Genomic DNA, 19,202 nt, shown 5'->3' on the forward strand with positions numbered 1-19,202 from the left:
TTTACTTCTTAAAACTACACTTTATTCAATAATAAGCTTAGCAGTATGTGTGTAATTATCACCTTCTATGGTAATAATATATATTCCAGTAATTAAACTTTGCGCATTAATACTTACTGTATTTTGCAGTGTTGCTTCTTGAGAAATTACCACTCTACCATTTACATCGTAAATAGTTATTTGAGCATCACCAGATTGTTGGATTGCTCTAATATTTACTATTCCATTAGATGGATTAGGGAAAATCACAAAATTACTATCGATTGTTGAATTTTCTCCTGAAGCTAATAAACAGTTTGCAGAAGTAGGAACATCATAGCCTTCAGTTTGATCTCCTAAATTAAAAGCTGATCCACCATCTGCACTCAACCCTAATCCTCTACGAGCAAAAGCAGCCCATATTAAACATTGATTCTCTCCATTATTTGCAAGCATATCTGCCTCTAAAATAGCATCACGTCCTGCAATAAATCCTGGGTTACAACCTTGTAATTTTAAACCATCAATCACTAATTGCATAGCGATATTATTACCCCCTGTACCATTATAAATATCTGAATCAAATCCATATAAATCAACTAAATCCCAAGTCATTTCCCATAACATAGTAGCCCAAACAAAACCTACACCGTGTGGTACAGATACATTTCCATCAATATCATCAAAAGTAAAATCATTAATTGCAAAGTCTGTGCTGTATGGAGCTTCTCTAATCCCTCCACCATCAGTAGGCTGTCCTGTAGCATATGTTCCAATTCCATTTATGTCATTACGAGTATCCGTATCCTGCATTGTTAGCATTAGACCAAAATAATCACTCCACCCTTCACCCATTTGCTCATCACTAGATAAACAGTTTGAATTAAAACGACCACCTGTTAATCTGTTTGAAATTCCGTGTCCATATTCGTGAGCTATAATTCCATTATCAAGGTCACCATCTAGCATATAAGGACCATCGTTAATCAATGAACCGTTTAATGGATCTCCATTCTGTAATGCAGCGATTATTGCTTCACCATCAATATTATTTACCATAATGGAAGGAATCGTTACTTGATCTCCTACATCTCCAGGTGCCATAGCAAATGATGCTTCTGCAACATTATTTACAACAATAACAGCAATTGCTCCTTCAGTTTCAGCAGCTAATACTTTAAAACCAAATTGACACTCACCTCTTCTAATTACTGCAATATTTCCTGTTAATGCTGCTCCGTTTGTAATAACATCACAAGCATCATTTTCATCATCTGATGCGCCAGCATTATTGTCTATTGCTAAAGCTAAATCTCCTACTAAAGCCATATCCTCAGGAAGTGGGGACCCAAATCCAGCAGGAACTCCATTATATCCTCCCATTAGTGGACCAGAAGTATTAATTGTTAAAGGCTCACCAGCAGGTCCTGATGCATTCCATAAAAACATTTGCATTCTTGGGTTGTTACCATCTGGTGGAGTAGAAAAGTTTGCGTTGTTTGTTCCTCCACCATCTTGTGCTTGGGCGTCTACAAAGTCGTTTTCAGTTCCACCATTTCCATAGTTGTTAGCTTGAAAGTTTCCGCTTTCTTCATCAAACCCATATTGATACCATACATCGTGCATAATATTATTCCAATAAAACAAGTTAGTTGTAGCTGCATCTAACATATTTACAGGATTTGTATCAAACTGATAAGGGAAATCAAAGGTTAATGTTGACCCTCCGTCAGGTGATTCACCTCCAGCATTATCTGCATTAATATCATCGCGCGCAAGTACATTGTTACCTCTTGTAATAGTAAACTCTGCTCCTGCTACTCCATCAGTATCGTGCCACCCAAAAGGAGAAGCAACTGTATTAGCCGGATTTATTACTAACTCATCATTACCATGATTAGGACTCTCAATAGGAAGTGGAAACACTCTGTAAGCATCACCCCCTAAAGCTAAAACTTCTAAATTTTTACTTAAAGTCCTTTTTTCTAATACACTAGAGGTATTTGATGCGTGTGAAGAGTGATCGTGATCTCCTGAGCCAAAATTACAGTTAACAACCCAATCATTTTGTGATAATAGCGCACCTGTAACAGCATCTACTCTTACGCTGTAATAATGGCTTCCGTCTGTTTGGTAAATACTTAAATCCCAAGCAAGACGCAATCCGTTTTCTGTGGATTCAAAGACTAAAGCTACTGGGATATTATTAATAGAAATTCCTGCTTTGTTAAAAACAAAAGCATTCCCTTCAACTTTAACACGCTCTAAGCCTTGAGGATTTCCTATATTTAATCTACTTGCTGCATTTACAATGGCTGCTTGAGGAGTTATTGAAGGTGTTGTTGTATTAATTAACTGAGTAAGATTTGATTTGAAATCGAAAGCAGCATAAACTACAGTTCCGTTTTTGATAGCTACTGGAGATGTAGTTCCTAAAACTGGTATTCCCTGTAAACGTTGATCTACGTAAAGATTTTCAACCTTCATACTCTTAGAATAGCTCTGAGAATTTATTACAATATCAGAAATATCTGCAGGTTGTAATCCGTTTTCTGAACGGTTAGCGTTTAAGTAATTTTGAATTAAAGACGTGTAGTCTTGCGAGAATCCAATACTACTGATTAGCAGTATCAAAAGGAAAGTAATCTTTTTCATATTATTAAAGTGTATATTTTTTTTGCAAAATACTAAGAATGTTAGCTCAACATAGTTAAATGTTTAATTTTAACGTACAAATATTGAACATTTATTGAATTCCATTGATTTTCTGAAAACTTTGTAAGGCATTTCCGTCAGTTAATCTGGAAACATAACTACAGCATTCCATTAAATATTGGTAAACAGAAGCGCTTTCACTCAACGAGTCATCAAATTCACTAAGTATCAGTCGGTCATAATGACGAACCTTACGTTCGCTGTAATGATTTTCAAAAGCTGTCGTAAATGTATCGAGTAATGTGGCTAAGATATGGTAGCCTGATATTTCCTTTTCTATCACTTCTTTACTCTTATATATTTTTTCAACACTAATCTTAATAATATCGTCAATTTGAGCTTTGTACTCACACTTATCTAAAAGAGAACGAGAGAATGTTCCATTGAGAATTTCTTCTTCATTTTCAATAAATTGTTTTGTCGCTTCTTTAATAAGTGTACTTATTGCCAGTGATCTTAAATAAGCTAGCCTATCTGTAGATTGTATTAGAGAGTTGTACTTTTCAGTATTAATTGTGTTTTTAACTAGCTTTATTAAATACTCTAGCGCAAACTCTTCATCGATAAGTCCTAAATTAATTCCATCTTCAAAATCTATTATTGTGTAGCAAATATCATCTGCTGCTTCTACAAGAAATGTTAATGGATGACGAACATAACTCATATCATTAGTATCTGATCTAGACTTTAAACCAAGTTCCTCTGCTACTTCTTTAAAAAAAGATTTGTCTGCTTGAAACAGCCCGTATTTTTTATCACCTATATAAGGTGTTGGTTGTTTAGGAAGTGATTCCTTAGGATATTTCATAAAAGCCCCAAGGGTTGCAAAGGTTAATCGCAAACCACCGTCTACTCCATTTTTAGATTCAGTTAAAATTTTGAATCCATTGGCATTTCCTTCAAAATCAATGAGGTCTTGATATTCTTTATCTGAAAGGTCCTTTTTAAATCGTTTCCCATTTCCATTAGAAAAATAGTCCCCTATTGCTTTTTCACCACTATGCCCAAATGGTGGATTACCAATATCATGTGCTAATGCTGCTGCTGCGACAATTGCTCCAAAATCGTTAAAATGGTATCCGTGAGTTGACTTTAAATGTGGATGTTTTTCTAGAATTGCTTTGCCTGCAGCCCTACCTAATGATCGTCCTACAACCGAAACTTCTAAACTGTGAGTTAACCTTGTATGAACAAATGATGTTTTAGAAAATGGAATTACCTGAGTTTTATCTTGCAAACTCCTAAAAGCAGCAGAAAATATAATACGATCATAATCAACTTCAAAACCCAATCGAGTTTCATCTTCTTCTATTCGTAATCGTTTATTCGTTACTCCCTGTTTTTTAAGTGAGAGCAGCTTTTCCCATTGCATCATTTTTAGCTTTTTTTAAGTGATGACAAGATACCTATTTGATGGCAATTTTTCAATGGAGAAAATTTCCGAAGCTGTTAACATTAAGATAACCTTTCTATAAACAAAGCATAACAGCTAGGTAACACGAACTTTACGTTGCTGTGGTTTCTTTGCATTATAATAAAATACCCATAAATGAAAAATTATATTACCCTTGCCATTACCTTTTTATCTATTGCTATGTATGCTCAAGATGCTGGGTCTATTGTAGGTAAGTTAACTGATAAAGATGCAAATGATGAACCTTTGCCATTTGCTAACGTAATTATTAAAGGTACATCGACAGGAACAACATCAGACTTTGATGGATTATACGCAATTGAAAATTTAGTAGCTGGAGATTATGTTATTGAAGTAAGCTTTGTAGGTTATGAAACTATTGAAGTTCCTGCTACAGTTATTGCAGACAAAGTTACAACAGTAAATATCCCAATGGGAGCTAGTGCAGCTGCGCTTGACGAGGTTGTAATTACAACTTCAATTAGAAGAGAAAGCCAAGTTGCTTTGCTTCTTGAACAGAAAAAAGCTACTACTATTAAAGAAAGTATAGGTAGTGAGCAATTAGCTAAACTAGGTGTTAGCGATGCTGCTGCTGCGACTACTAAAATTTCTGGTATATCTAAAACAGACGGAACGGGTGATGTATTTGTTCGTGGTCTTGGAGATCGATATTTATACACTACACTTAACGGTTTACCTATTCCATCTGACGATATTGAGCGTAAAAACATTGATCTTGGCTTATTTACTACTAGATTAATTGAAAGTATTGATGTTAGCAAAACAACATCTGCACGTTTATCTGCAGATCAAGCTTCTGGAAATATTGATATTAGTTCTAAATCTCTTAGCGGAAGTAAACTACTTTCGATAGGCGTTAGTGGTGGTACAAATACTAATGTGATTAGTAATGGTGTCTTCGGAAATTTTAAAGTGTCACCTAATAATGATAATGTGACCGCTGGTTTTTATTCTAAAGACCTAGGCACAAGGGAAGCATTAACAAATGAATCTTGGAACCCTAATACTATAAGCGCTCCAATTAACAGATCGGTTTCAATAAGTGCTGGAACTAAAATAGGAGAGAAATTAAAAGTATTAGCAACAATTGGCCAATCTTCAAAATTCGATTATAGAGAAGGCGTTTTTAGAGAATTTAGAGGAAACTTTATTGATGATAGTATTCCTGATGCAATTACTTGGAAGAAAACTGTTGCAACATCTGGATTATTAAATGGAAAATTTAGAGCTAATGATAATCACTCTTTTGAATTTACAACCTTGTTAATTAATAAGGTTGAAGATCAAGTTTTTGAAGGAGGCCGTGCAGGAACTGCAACAATTTTTGAAGAAACAAATGAAGGAGAAGCTTTTCAATTTATTAGAGACCAAAACGTAAAAAATACACTTACTTCAATCACTCAATTAATTGGGAAAAACAAATTTACAGAACGCAATACTTTAGACTGGGGTATTGGGTACAACTACCTTTCTGCAGACGAGCCTAATCGTATTAGAAATGAAGTTAACTTTAATTTTGCTGAAGATCCAGACTTAGTACAACTAGGAAGAAATGGTGGTTTTCAACAACGCAAGAGTATTCAAAAAATTGAAGATATTGAATACAACGGTCGTATTAACGATGAGTTTTATATTGTTGAAGGAGATAATAGTTTCAAGATTGATTTTGGTGGAACTTATAGAAACAAAGAGCGTAATTTTGGATCACAGTTTTTTGGAATTGAAGAAACAGTACTAAATGCTGTTAACCCTACTTCAATAGATCATATATCAGAAATATTTACTGAACAAAATATAGCTAACGGATTACTAAAAGTAAATACATTACCCGCAGATAGATACAGAGGAAACCTCGAATCTATAGGTGGTTATTTTGAAGCTACCGGAGTTACTGGGAAATTTACAGTACAAGGAGGACTGCGTTACCAAGATGATCAAATTGATGTTACCTATGATGTAGGTAATATTCCTGGTAGACTAGGTGAGGTTAATAAATCTTACCGAAGAGTATACCCTTCTGTCAATTTAAAATATGCTGCTTCAAATAAATTTAATGTTCGTTTTGCAAATAGCTATACTACTACGCTACCAGAATTTAAAGAAATAGCTCCTTTCGAATATGTATCGCAAGTTGGTCAAGTAACTAGAGGTAACACCTCAGTTGAAGCTTCTTTAAATGCTAATTACGATTTAAAGTTTGAATACTTCCCATCATCTGGACAACTACTTTCAATAACAGGTTTCTATAAGGATATTGAGGACCCAATTAACAAGGTTCAAGATAGAGGGGCTTCTGGAGCTTTTTCATATTTCAACACCTCAGACAATGCTAGAATTTATGGTATCGAAATAGAAGGACGTGTAAAACTTATTGATGGTAGCGAAAGCGAAACTGTAAATGTAGATTTAAATGTAAACGCTTCCAGAATGTGGCACAAGCAAGATCTTCGCGAAATATATGATGCAGAAGGAAACTTTGTAAACACCTTTAGATACAAAGGAATTACTGAAGTAGGATTACAAGGTGCGTCTGATTGGATTGTAAATACTTCGATTAGCTATGACACTAATACAGAAAAGCCACTTGTAGCAACTATTGCTGGAAACTATGCTTCAGATAGAATTTTTGCCTTAGGAAATGCTACCATTAGAGATTCTGGAGATATTAATTATAACGATGCGATTATAGAAAACGGCTTTGTTATGCTTGACCTAACAGTAACTAAAGAATTATCAGAAAAACTAACGGTTGGTTTCGTAGGGAAAAACTTATTTAACCCTGAAATTAAGAGAACTCAATTAGTAAGAAATCCTAACTCAGGTATTGAAACTAATGAAACAGTATTATCCTATTCTAGAGGTAGTCAACTAGGATTAAACTTAAAATATACATTTTAATTAATTAAACACTAATCTCAAATTAAACATTAAAGAAATGAAAACATTTAAAAATTTATCGGCATATGTAGCAGCAGCTGCAATGTTATTTTTATCATCTTGTGGTAATGATGACGATTTCTCACCAGTTGATAGTGGTGAAGATGGAGAAGTTAATTTAGAATTAAACGGTATTTTAGATAGCGACAGAATTTTAGATCCAACTCAAACGTATACAGTAACAGGTTCTTACCTAGTAAAATCTGGTGCTAAATTAACTATTCCTGCAGGAACTGAAATAGTTTCTCAAGTAGCAACTAACAACTATATTGCTATTGAAAAAGGAGCACAAATTGATGTTCAAGGTACTGCTAGCTTACCAGTTATTATGAGAAGTACATCTGGTAACCAAGGTGATTGGGGTGGATTAGTAATTCTTGGAGATGCTGTTACTACTGAAGGAGTAGATGCTATTGCTGAGGTAGGTGGTTTTATCTATGGAGGTACAAATTCTGCAGATAATTCAGGAAGTATTAATTATTTAATCATTAAAAATGCAGGAGCTCAAATTAACTCTGAGTCTCAATATAATGGACTTACACTTTACGCTGTAGGGAACGGAACATCAATCAATAACGTAGCCCTTATGGATGGTGCTGATGATGGTGTGGAATTTTTTGGAGGTTCAGTATCTGTAACAAATCTTTATGCTGAAAACAACCAAGATGATTCTATCGACTGGACTGAAGGATGGAATGGTTCTATCACTAACACTTACGTTGTTCATAATAACGATGGTTTCTCAACTGCAATTGAAGCAGATGGAGATAACGGAAATCCTACAATTACAAACTTTACTGCGGTATCTACTGTAGGTGGAACTGCTTTACAGTTTAAAAAAATGAGTGGTGCTACAATTAATGGGTTGTCATTAACTGGTTATGAAACTTCAATCGACATGAAAGATGACGGACCTTTAGCAAACGTAATTATCGAAGGAGCATCTGCAGATCCATTTAACGGTTACACAACTTCAAGTTCAGTAGATGTGTCTATTTTTGACTGGGTAAACTCTAACCAAACAGGAAACGCATCATTATTACAAGGTGTTGTTAACGGAACTGTAACGCTAGATGCTAACGTTGCTTACACATTAACATCTTCTTACATTGTTCAAGATGGTGGGAAACTAATCATTCCTGCAGGAACCAAAATTACTGCTAATGCTTCTGGAACATCTGTGTATATCGCTGTATTAAAAGGTGGTCAAATCGAAATTAACGGTACTGCAGACAATCCAGTAATTATGTCATCTGCAACTGCAACTCCTGGAGACTGGGGTGGATTAACTATATGTGGTGATGCTCCTACAACTGAAGGAACAGACGCAACTGCAGAAATAGGCGGATTTATTTACGGTGGTAATAATGCTGCTGATGATTCTGGATCAATTAACTACTTAGTAATGTTAGGTACAGGAGCTCAAATTAACTCTGAATCTCAATACAACGGAATTTCATTTTACGCAGTTGGTTCTGAAACTGAAGTAAACAATGTTGCAATTATTAATGGTGCAGATGATGGAGTTGAATTTTTTGGAGGTGCAGTTAATGCTACTAATATATACTTAGAAAACAATGAAGATGATGCAGTTGACTGGACAGAAGGATGGAATGGGGCTTTGACAAATACTTTTGTTACTCATACTAATGGAAATTTCTCAACAGCATTAGAAGCAGATGGAGATAACGGAAACCCTACTCTTAATAATTTCACTGCAATTACAACAAGTCCTGGTACAGCTTTACAGTTCAAAAAAATGTCTGGAGCTACTATGACAAACGTTTTATTATCAGGTTATGACACGAATGTAGATATGAAAGATGATGGTCCAGTATCAAATGTAATTATTGATGGTACTCCATTAACTACTGCTACCGATGATGTATTTAATGGTACTGCTGTAGATATTTCTGGATGGGCGTGGATTACTGCACGTTTATAATATTTTGAATTAGCCCAAAATAAAAAGAGTCCCTATTTATTGGGACTCTTTTCTATTATATAAAGTTCGAATTATGGTCTATTCGACACAACTCTAGTATCACTAATTTTCCAAGTATTAACTTCTGAAATTCTCGAATCGGTATATCTTACTTCTTTCATATTATCACCTTGGTAAAACAACCAAGTTCCTGTTTTCTCACCATTTTCATACTGAGCAACAGCAGTTTTATTCCCTTCTTCATCAAAGCTTGTCCACTCTCCTTGTAACTTGTTATCCTGAGTATAAAAACCTTTTTGAGCAACAACTCCATTATCGTGATACAAAGTAGCATTTATTAATCCGTTCTCAAGTACAAATTTGTCTTGCTTACCTTCACAAGTCTTTTTACAATCTTGAGCATACATAGATGATGCTGATAAAATAACTGCTAGTATTAATATATATTTTTTCATAACATTTTCTTTTTTTTATTACTACAGTACCAAATTTACACATTTAGTAACAATTAGAAAAGGTTTAGTTAACATTAAATTTACATTAAGCTTGTAAAATTCTTATTATCAATTAATTATATGTATCAAAATTACTATAATACCAATTATAACATAGTCTTTTATTAATGATTTCGTAATCTTTAGTTTACAATAGAAAAGCCTTTTGTAGCGTACTTTGTGAAGTCAAATGACAATTGTACTACATTTATAAATCACTTTAGTTTTTGTCGACTAGATTTAATAGTACAATAAGCCGCCTATAAAAAGGCGGCTTTTTTTTGTGTTTTAATCCCAAAAGTTAACCATTTGGAAACATTACATCACTTTTTATTTTAGTCCTTTGCAGCGACAAAAACTAAAACTTGATTTATGAAAACTAGAATTATTCTAGGACTTGTAACGATATTATATTGTTACACAATGACTTCGCAAGAAATAAGTGACACCTCTTTTGGTAAAGGACTTATAAATTACACAGCTAAAGACAGTACTTTTAGTGTAAAATTTGCTCCACGTATCCAAGCAAGATTCAATTCAAATTGGGATTACAACGGAGAAGACTATGACGATGCCGAATTGAACTTTCTAATTAGAAGAGCTCGTTTAAAATTTAGTGGATTTGCATATTCACCAAAATTGAAGTACAAAATCGAACTTGGATTATCAAATAGAGACGTTTCTGGAGCAAACGATTTCAATCGAAATACACCACGATACATTCTAGATGCTGTTATCATGTGGAATTTTTATGAAAATTTCGAATTATGGGCAGGGCAAACAAAACTTCCTGGAAACGTTGAGCGTGTTGTTTCTTCAGCTAACTTACAGTTAATAGATCGATCACTATTAAACAGTAGTTTTAATATTGATAGAGATGTGGGTGTTCAACTTCGACATTTCACACATTTAGGTGGCGATTTTATTATGAAAGAGAAATTAGCCATTTCGCAAGGTGAAGGTAGAAACGTAACTGAGGGAAATGAAGGAGGACTTCAATATACAGGACGATTAGAATTTTTACCCTTCGGAAACTTTAAATCTAAAGGAGATTATTCTCAAGGAGATTTAAAAAGAGAAGACACACCTAAACTAATGGTAGGATTAACATATGATTACAATCAAGATGCTGTTAAAACTAGAAGTAATCTAGGCTCATATATGGAACTTGAAGATGGTTCACTTTATGAAACTAACATAACAACATTTTTTGCAGATGCAATGTTTAAATATAAAGGTTTCGCTTTTATGGGAGAATATGCAAATAGAGATGCAGATGCTCCAGTAGCAATTAATGCTGACGGTACAGAAACAGGTGATATTGTAAGAGTTGGTGATGCTTTCAATACACAAATTAGTTACCTTTTTCAAAGTAATTATGAACTCACAACAAGATATACATCCCTAAAGTTTGATAATATTACAGGAAGAGAAGCACAAAATCAATATACCTTAGGTGCCTCTAGATACATTGTTGGACATAAATTAAAAATACAAGCTGATGTTAGCTACAGTACTTTAGGTGGTGAAGCTGATAATATTATGCTTAGAACAGGTTTTGATCTACACTTTTAGATAATTAATTAATAACAATTTGGTAACAAATGCGCTTTAAAAAAACAAGACATTTGCACCATGATAATACAGAATATAATGGATAATATTTATTTATTAATGTTGGTAGCATTGACAATTCTAGCGATAGCAGATATTGTTGTTGGAGTAAGTAATGATGCTATTAATTTTTTAAACTCAGCGATTGGCTCTAAAGCAATCTCGCTTAGAACAATAATGATTGTTGCTAGTTTAGGTATCTTTATTGGTGCTGTTTACTCTAGCGGAATGATGGAAGTTGCACGTAAAGGTATTTTTGTACCCGCCATGTTCACCTTCGATGAAATAATGATGATATTTATGGCTGTAATGATTACAGATATATTATTACTTGATTTCTTCAACACCCTAGGTTTACCAACATCTACAACGGTGTCTATTGTATTTAATCTATTAGGTGCTGCCATTGTAATTTCACTTATTAAAATAGGTGCTACAGATGGTAAGTCAATTGCAGATATAGGAGAGTATATAAACACAGCTAAAGCTATTGAAATTATTAGTGGTATACTAATGTCAGTAGTTATAGCATTCAGTGTTGGAGCTCTAGTACAGTGGGTTTCACGTAGAATTTTCACATTTCATTTTGATAAAAAAATGAAACATTTCGGAGCAATATTTGGTGGTATCGCTCTTTCAGCTATTTTATATTTCATTTTTATGAAGGGGCTTAAAGGATCTCCTTTTTACAAAGACTTAAAAGGATACCTTGACGGTAACGAATACCTTGTTATTGCTATCAGCTTAGTAGTTTTCACACTTTTCTCTTACGCATTTCAAAAAATAACTAAGAAAAGTATTCTTCTAGTGGTAATTGCTGTTGGAACATTTGGTTTAGCATTAGCATTCTCTGGAAATGATTTAGTAAACTTTATTGGTGTACCAATGGCAGCCTTCCACTCTTACGAAGCGTGGTCTGTATCAGGTGTTCCTGCTACAGAATTTACGATGGAAATTTTAGATAAGAAAATGCCTGCAGAACCTTTCTTATTATTTATTGCTGGTGGTATAATGGTAGCTACCCTTTGGTTTTCTAAAAAAGCCAAAACAGTTGCTGAGACCGAATTGAGCTTATCACGTCAAAATGATACTCACGAAAAGTTTGAGCCTAATATGCTTTCGAGAGGAATTGTAAAAGGAACAACGTGGTTATCTAACGCAATTAGCTCTGTAATACCAACAGCTACACAAAACAGAATTAACGCTAGTTTTACAAAACCAGACACAAAACATCTTACTAAAGATCAAAGTATAGATGCTCCTGCATTTGATATGATTAGAGCTTCTGTCAACTTAATGGTTGCAGGTGTCCTTATTTCTATTGCAACTTCCATGAAATTACCATTATCAACTACATATGTAACATTTATGGTTGCAATGGGTACTTCACTTGCTGATAGAGCTTGGGGGAGAGAAAGCGCTGTTTACCGTGTTGCTGGTGTTTTAAATGTAATTGGAGGTTGGTTCTTCACAGCTTTTGGAGCATTGATAGCTGCGGGTACTGTTGTATTCCTAATTAGCTGGAATAAAACTGTAATGATCCCTATCCTACTACTTATAACTATCATATTATTGGTAAGAAATTATCTTTCTCACAAGAAAAAAAGCAACACAAATGTAGACCCTAAAAGCTTAAAAAAATCTGAAAGCAGTACGGTTCAAGGTATTATTACTGAAAGTGCAGATAATATCTCTAACGTAGTATCTAGAACAAACAAGATATACACAGATGTACTTAAAGGTCTTGCAAAAGAAGATTCTAAGAAACTTAAAAAGACAAGAAAAGGAGTTGAAAAGCTAGATGAGGAAGTAGAAGACCTTAGAGATAATATTTTCTACTTAATTAAAAATCTAGACGAAACAAGTGTACGTGGAAGCAGTTTCTACATTACAATTTTAGCTTACTTGACTGATATGACACAGTCCCTAGAGTTTATTTCTAAGAAAAGTTACAAGCACATAAACAACAATCACAGAAAGTTAAAATTCAATCAAATCAAAGATCTTCAGGAAATCGATGATTCATTAGAAGCACTTTTAAACGAAATTGAAGAAGTTTTCAATAGTCGTAAATTTGAAAGAATAAGCTATGTTCTATCTAGAAAAGAAGAAATAATTACGCTTATTACTAATAAAATTACTAAACAAATTGAAAGAACAAGAACTGAAGAAGAGAGTCCTAAAAACACTTCTTTATACTTCAACATCTTGTTAGAAACAAAAGATTTAGTAACGAGTATTATGAATTTAATGGATGAATATTATACAAGTTATAAAAAAGAATAATCATTGTTAAACATAAAAGTATAACCCCATATCTCAATTGAAATATGGGGTTTTTTAGTATTTTTAATTATGTCTCAAAACCAAAATTTAAAAGAGGTTGCAACTGTTTTTTTTAAGCTTGGCTGCTTTGCATTTGGTGGTCCAGCAGCTCATATTGCTATGATGGAAGATGAAATTGTAACTAAACGAAAGTGGATGACAAGAGATCACTATTTAGACTTAATAGGTGCAACAAATTTAATTCCTGGACCTAATAGCACCGAAATGACAATGCATTGTGGTCACGAACGAGCTGGTAAAGCAGGACTGTTCGTTGCTGGAATATCATTTATTTTTCCAGCCATCTTCATTACAGGAATCTTAGCCTATTTTTATGTAACCTATGGCACATTACCACAAGTAGCTCCATTTATCAAAGGCATACAACCCGCAGTATTAGTAATTATTACTTCAGCTATATTTAAACTTGGTAAAAAAGCTCTTAAAACCTGGGAATTAGCAATCATTGGAGGTATTGTATTACTCTCAAGCTTCCTTGGCTTACATGAAGTCATAGCTCTTTTAATGGGAGGTATTATAGGAGGTTTCTACTTCTATTTTAAGAATAATACAAAAAATAAAACCCTTTCTGTAATCATTCCATTCTTACTACCTAGTTTTATAGTCAACTCATTACCTTCAATAAGTATCACAAAAATATTTCTTACCTTTTTAAAGGTAGGAAGTATTCTATACGGTAGTGGTTACGTGTTATTTGCATATTTAGATGCAGAATTCGTCGCAAAAGGATTAATGACTAATGCACATTTACTCGATGCCATAGGTATAGGACAATTTACACCAGGACCAGTTTTATCGACAGCTACCTTTATCGGTTTTCAATTAGGAGGTTTTTGGGGATCAATTGCAGCAACAACTGGTATGTTTTTACCTTCGTTTTTATTCGTTTTACTATTAAACCCATTTATACCAAAAATGCGAAAATCTAAAGTTTTAGGTTATTTTTTAGATTCCGTTAATATTGCTGCTGTTGCCGTAATGCTTGCAGTACTTATAACAATGAGTTTTGCAACATTAGTAAATTGGCAATCTCTTTTTATAATGATTGTAGCAGGTTTAATGATTTTTGGACCTAAAAAGGTTTCGGTTATTTGGGTGATTGTCACAGGTTCAGTTTTAGGCTATATTCTAAGTTTAATAACGTTTTAGCCGAAATATTCTTATCATTTTTTTATGCGCTATTTCTTTTATAATTTAGGCTTTCAAAAAAAATCTAATTATGAAGTCTCTTGTAACAGCTGTGCTATTTTTATTTGTATTAACTAGTAGTAATGCCCAGAATATTTCGGCTTCCGAAGTACTAAACAAAAGTATTGCCTTTCATGACCCTCAAGGAAATTGGCCAACTTTTAATGGTGAATTACAAGTTACTATGGTTACTCCTAAGAGAAGTCCTCGTTTAAGCGTTGTAAACATTGACCTTCCTAGCGAAAAATTTCAATTGAAACAATCTCGCGATAGTGTTGAAACAAGGTATTATTTAGAAAAAGGAGAATGTACGACAACGGTAACCGATAGTCTTGTAGGTAAAAGGACTCCTTGTGAAATGGCAGTCTTTTTTAAAGATTATTACACATACCTATATGGCTTGCCAATGAAGTTAAAAGATCCAGGAACCATAGTAAACCCTATAGCTGAACGTGTTAATTTCAAAGGAAAAGAGTATCTTAAAATAAGTGTTAAATATGATGAAGCGGTAGGTACAGACGTATGGCAGTTTTATTTTGACCCTAAAACGTATGCAATGGAAGTTTATCAATTTTTCAAAGGTGATCCTGAAGGAAAAGGAAAAAACACAGGAGAATACATATTATTAAAGGATTTAAAAACCATAAATAATATTCAATTTCCTCAAGCTAGAGAATGGTATTATAACAAAGATAATACGTATTTAGGAACTGATAAATTAGGATAACTTTCATCCTATTATCTGCAATTTATTTTAATAAACTTAGACGCCTGTCAACAGTTTCAAAGTGGACTAAAAACTACTAGAATTTTTATAAACATACTAAAAATGTACTTTTTACAAGGCTGTGTATCAGCCTTTACTAAAAAAGTAAATTTAATTATAAACACTTCAAAAACACTATTCCATTTAAAAAAAACAATTAGCAAAATCTTTTATAAACTAGTAAAAAAAGCGGCAGTTATAACTATAAATATTTTAAACCACATATTTATCAATGTATTGATTTTTAGATTTTTATAAAATATTTTTTCTAATATTTATCTCATTGTATTAATGCAATGTTATATGCTAAAAATAGGCAATATTTTAGGTGAAATATGTATTTTTCATACGAATGATATTTCTTAGTTATTAGATTTGACACAATACTTCTTAACAAATATGTGTTGATATTTTTCATTTTGGCGCGAACTCCTATCTTTATTGAATCCTTAACGATTTGTTAATAACCGTGTTGAGAAACCTATTTTATTTTCTCCATTTTGTGTCAAAATTAGTATGATATTTACCTATCATTATAGAACACATAGCCTCTCATTATTTATGGAAATCACACACATTAGAAAAAGAGATTTTACCACAAAATCTTTTCACTTAGATAAAATAACAGCAGCTGTACTCAAAGCAATGAATGTTGTTAATACCGGATCTGAAGGTGAAGCACAAAACGTTGCTATATCAGTTTATAAAGCTCTCTTAGAGAGAAAAGAAAGTGACGAAAGTTACATTCCAACAATTGAACAAGTACAAGATATTGTTGAAACTAAATTAATGGAATGTGGTTTTCCAGAAGTAGCTAAAGCGTACATTCTATATCGTGATAAAAGAGCACAAGAACGCAAAACAGATATTTTCGAGAAACGCATAAGCTTGAAGCCTTATGAGTACCCTCAACTTTACGAATACGTTCCTGCTATACGTCATTCTTATTGGATCCATACTGAGTTCAATTTTACTAGTGATATTCAAGATTTTAAAACAAGATTGAATTCTGTAGAGCGTTCAGCAATCAAAAATACAATGCTTGCCATTTCACAAATTGAAGTAGCAGTAAAGTCTTTTTGGGGTGATTTATACCAAAGAATGCCAAAACCAGAAATTGGTGCAGTGGGTTCAACATTCGCAGAAAGTGAAGTTCGTCATGCAGATGCTTACTCTCACCTTTTAGAGATTTTAGGTTTAAACAAAGAGTTTAAAGCTCTTAAAAAGAAACCTGTAATTATGAAACGTGTGCAGTATTTAGAAACAGCACTTCGGAATTCAAAAAGTGAAGACAATAAAGAATATGCAGAATCAGTCTTACTATTCTCCTTATTTATAGAACACGTATCATTATTCTCTCAGTTCTTAATCATTATGGCCTTTAATAAGCATAAAAACATGCTAAAAGGTATTTCTAATGTAGTAGAAGCAACATCAAAAGAAGAGCAGATACACGGAGATTTTGGTATTGAACTTATTCTAATTTTGAAAAATGAACATCCAGAATGGTTTACACCAGAATACCATTCAAACATTCAAGAGCTTTGTAGAGTAGCATTTGAAGCAGAAGTTGATTTAGTAAACTGGATCTTTGAAGACGGAGAATTAGACTTTTTACCTAAAAATGTAATTAGTGAATTCCTAAAAGATCGTTTTAATAAATCATTAGTAAGCATTGGTGTTGAAAAAGTATTTGAAGTTGATGAAGCACTGGTTAGAGAAACCGAATGGTTTGATGACGAAATAATAGGAACAAAACACGGAGACTTTTTTGTAAAAAGATCTGTAAACTACAGCAAAAGAACACAAAGTATAACTAGCGACGACCTTTTTTAATATGATCCAACAAGAACAAAATACCTCAAAAGAAGCTCAAAAAGCTACAAATAACAACAACGATTTACTTGCAGCAAGAAAAGAAGCAATTGCAAAAGCAAGTGAAACTAATAACGAAGGATTTTCATGGTTAAATGAAAACAGTCGTAATTTTCTAGAAGCTGGATACCTTACTGAAGGTGTAAGCCCTGAGCAACGCATTAGAGAAGTTGCAGAGCGTGCAGAAGAAATTTTAAAAATGCCTGGATATGCAGATAAGTTTTATCACTACATGTCTGAAGGTTACTACTCACTAGCATCACCAGTATGGTCTAATTTCGGTAAAAAAAGAGGTTTGCCTATTAGCTGCTTTGGGTCACATATTGATGATGATATAGGAAATATACTTTATACACAAAGTGAAGTGGGAATGATGTCTAAATTAGGCGGAGGTACCTCTGGATTTTTTGGAAAAATACGTCCCCGTGGTGCTGCTATTAAAAATAATGGAGAAGCCTCTGGAGCAGTACATATCATGCGTTTATTTGAATCTATGGTAGATGTAGTAAGCCAAGGTTCTGTTCGTCGCGGTCGTTTTTCACCGTACTTACCAATAGACCACGCAGACATTAAGGAATTCCTAGAAATAGGTAGCGAAGGAAACCCAATCCAAGAACTTACACACGGTGTAACTGTGACGAATAAGTGGATGGAAGAAATGATTGCTGGAGATGTAGATAAAAGAACCACTTGGGCTAAAGTATTACAAAGCCGTGGAGAGATGGGATACCCTTATATCTTCTTCACAGACAATGCAAACAACAATGCTGCGGATGTGTACCAAGATAAAGGTCATAAAATTCACGCTAGTAACTTATGTACAGAAATTATGCTTCCATCAGACCATAACTGGTCATTTGTATGTGTACTTTCTAGTATAAACGTATTACACTATGATAAATGGAAAGATACAGATGCAGTAGAAACAATGGTTTATTTCTTGGATGCCGTAATTAGCGAATTCTTAGAGAAATTAGAAACATATAAAAATTCTGAAGACAGAGAAGATCGTCAAACGTTCTTATTTATGGAGCGTGCATACAACTTTGCTAAAGAAAACAGAGCACTAGGTCTTGGAGTATTAGGGTGGCACTCGTTACTACAATCTAAAAGATACGCGTTTAACAGTCAAGAAGCTTTCAATTTAAACAGTGAAATCTTTAGAGAAATTAAAGAACGTTCGTACAAAGCATCTGGAGAACTTGCAGAGGTATTTGGTGAACCTGAAGTACTAAAAGGATACGGTAGAAGAAACGCAACACTTAATGCTGTTGCACCTACTACATCTTCTGCATTTATTTTAGGACAAGTTTCTCAAGGAATTGAACCTATCTGGTCTAACATTTATGTAAAAGATATTGCAAAAATAAAAACTACTATCAAAAACCCATATTTAGTAGAATTACTACAAGAAAAAGGTATGGATACAAGAGAAGTTTGGTTAGACATACGTGATAGAGATGGATCTGTACAACACCTTGATTTCTTAACTGAAAATGAAAAAGATGTGTTTAAAACATATTCTGAGATTGATCAAATGGATATTATTTACCAAGCGGCTAATCGTCAAAACCATATAGACCAAGGCCAGTCAGTAAATATTATTGTACATCCAGAAACACCAACAAAAGAAATAAACAAAATTCACATTACAGCTTGGGAATTAGGATTAAAATCTTTGTATTACCAGCATAGTATGAATGCAGCGCAAAAATTCAAACAAAAGAAAGACTGCGCAGCTTGTGAAGCATAATTAAGCAATAAGAATAATTAACAATCCCTATTAACAATTAAATGTTAGTAGGGATTGGTATTTGCTGAAATATTATTAAATAAAAATATTCTCCTTCAATTATACAGGGAGTCCATTTAAAAAAATAAATTAAGGAATATTTGAGAATTAGATAT

General features: G+C 33.5%; 11 protein-coding genes. 8 read left to right on the top strand and 3 right to left on the bottom strand.

The annotated features are described in order from the left end of the window. Positions 1-21 precede the first annotated feature (21 nt). Both GBH57_RS02535 and GBH57_RS02540 read right to left on the bottom strand, forming a co-directional pair. A complete protein-coding gene (locus GBH57_RS02535; RefSeq protein WP_151672478.1) occupies positions 22-2,634 on the bottom strand; it encodes a T9SS-dependent M36 family metallopeptidase in 2,613 nt (870 codons plus the stop codon). A gap of 91 nt (positions 2,635-2,725) precedes the next feature. Beyond that, on the bottom strand, positions 2,726-4,066 hold the full coding sequence (locus GBH57_RS02540; protein WP_151672962.1) for a deoxyguanosinetriphosphate triphosphohydrolase: 1,341 nt from the start codon (positions 4,064-4,066) through the stop codon (positions 2,726-2,728). Between the two features lie 177 nt (positions 4,067-4,243). Here GBH57_RS02540 and GBH57_RS02545 point away from each other — a divergent pair, with 177 nt between their 5' ends. Together GBH57_RS02545 and GBH57_RS02550 are read left to right on the top strand one after the other, a co-directional pair. Continuing rightward, entirely contained in the window at positions 4,244-7,027 is a 2,784-nt protein-coding gene (locus tag GBH57_RS02545; protein WP_151672479.1) for a TonB-dependent receptor, read from the top strand. Positions 7,028-7,064: 37 nt separating this feature from the next. Then, on the top strand, positions 7,065-9,011 hold the full coding sequence (locus tag GBH57_RS02550) for a beta-helix domain-containing protein (RefSeq protein ID WP_151672480.1): 1,947 nt from the start codon (positions 7,065-7,067) through the stop codon (positions 9,009-9,011). 71 nt (positions 9,012-9,082) lie between these two features. Here the strand turns inward: GBH57_RS02550 and GBH57_RS02555 are convergent, their stop codons facing one another. Next, positions 9,083-9,466 carry a toxin-antitoxin system YwqK family antitoxin gene (locus GBH57_RS02555; protein WP_235904632.1) on the bottom strand — a complete coding sequence of 128 codons (384 nt, stop codon included), beginning with the start codon at positions 9,464-9,466 and terminating at the stop codon, positions 9,083-9,085. A gap of 411 nt (positions 9,467-9,877) precedes the next feature. Between GBH57_RS02555 and GBH57_RS02560 the strand changes: the two genes are divergently transcribed. The 6 genes from GBH57_RS02560 to GBH57_RS02585 all read left to right on the top strand — a co-directional run bounded on the left by GBH57_RS02560 (position 9,878) and on the right by GBH57_RS02585 (position 19,047). Next, positions 9,878-11,080: a porin gene (locus GBH57_RS02560; protein ID WP_151672481.1), complete on the top strand. Its 1,203-nt coding sequence runs from the start codon at positions 9,878-9,880 to the stop codon at positions 11,078-11,080. Between the two features lie 78 nt (positions 11,081-11,158). Beyond that, positions 11,159-13,405, top strand: coding sequence for an inorganic phosphate transporter (locus GBH57_RS02565; protein ID WP_151672482.1), 2,247 nt, complete (start codon positions 11,159-11,161; stop codon positions 13,403-13,405). A gap of 69 nt (positions 13,406-13,474) precedes the next feature. Further along, complete coding sequence (chrA, locus tag GBH57_RS02570; RefSeq protein WP_151672483.1) at positions 13,475-14,614, top strand: chromate efflux transporter; 1,140 nt, start codon at positions 13,475-13,477, stop codon at positions 14,612-14,614. 70 nt (positions 14,615-14,684) lie between these two features. Next, positions 14,685-15,380 (top strand): DUF6503 family protein, encoded by a 696-nt coding sequence (locus tag GBH57_RS02575; RefSeq protein ID WP_151672484.1) that lies wholly within the window; start codon positions 14,685-14,687, stop codon positions 15,378-15,380. Between the two features lie 600 nt (positions 15,381-15,980). Next, entirely contained in the window at positions 15,981-17,255 is a 1,275-nt protein-coding gene (locus tag GBH57_RS02580; protein ID WP_151672964.1) for a ribonucleotide-diphosphate reductase subunit beta, read from the top strand. A 1-nt stretch (position 17,256) separates the two neighbouring features. Beyond that, positions 17,257-19,047: a ribonucleoside-diphosphate reductase subunit alpha gene (locus tag GBH57_RS02585; RefSeq protein ID WP_151672485.1), complete on the top strand. Its 1,791-nt coding sequence runs from the start codon at positions 17,257-17,259 to the stop codon at positions 19,045-19,047. Positions 19,048-19,202: the final 155 nt, after the last annotated feature.

The sequence above is a fragment of the Patiriisocius marinus genome, from assembly GCF_008974325.1.
Lineage (GTDB): Bacteria > Bacteroidota > Bacteroidia > Flavobacteriales > Flavobacteriaceae > Patiriisocius > Patiriisocius marinus.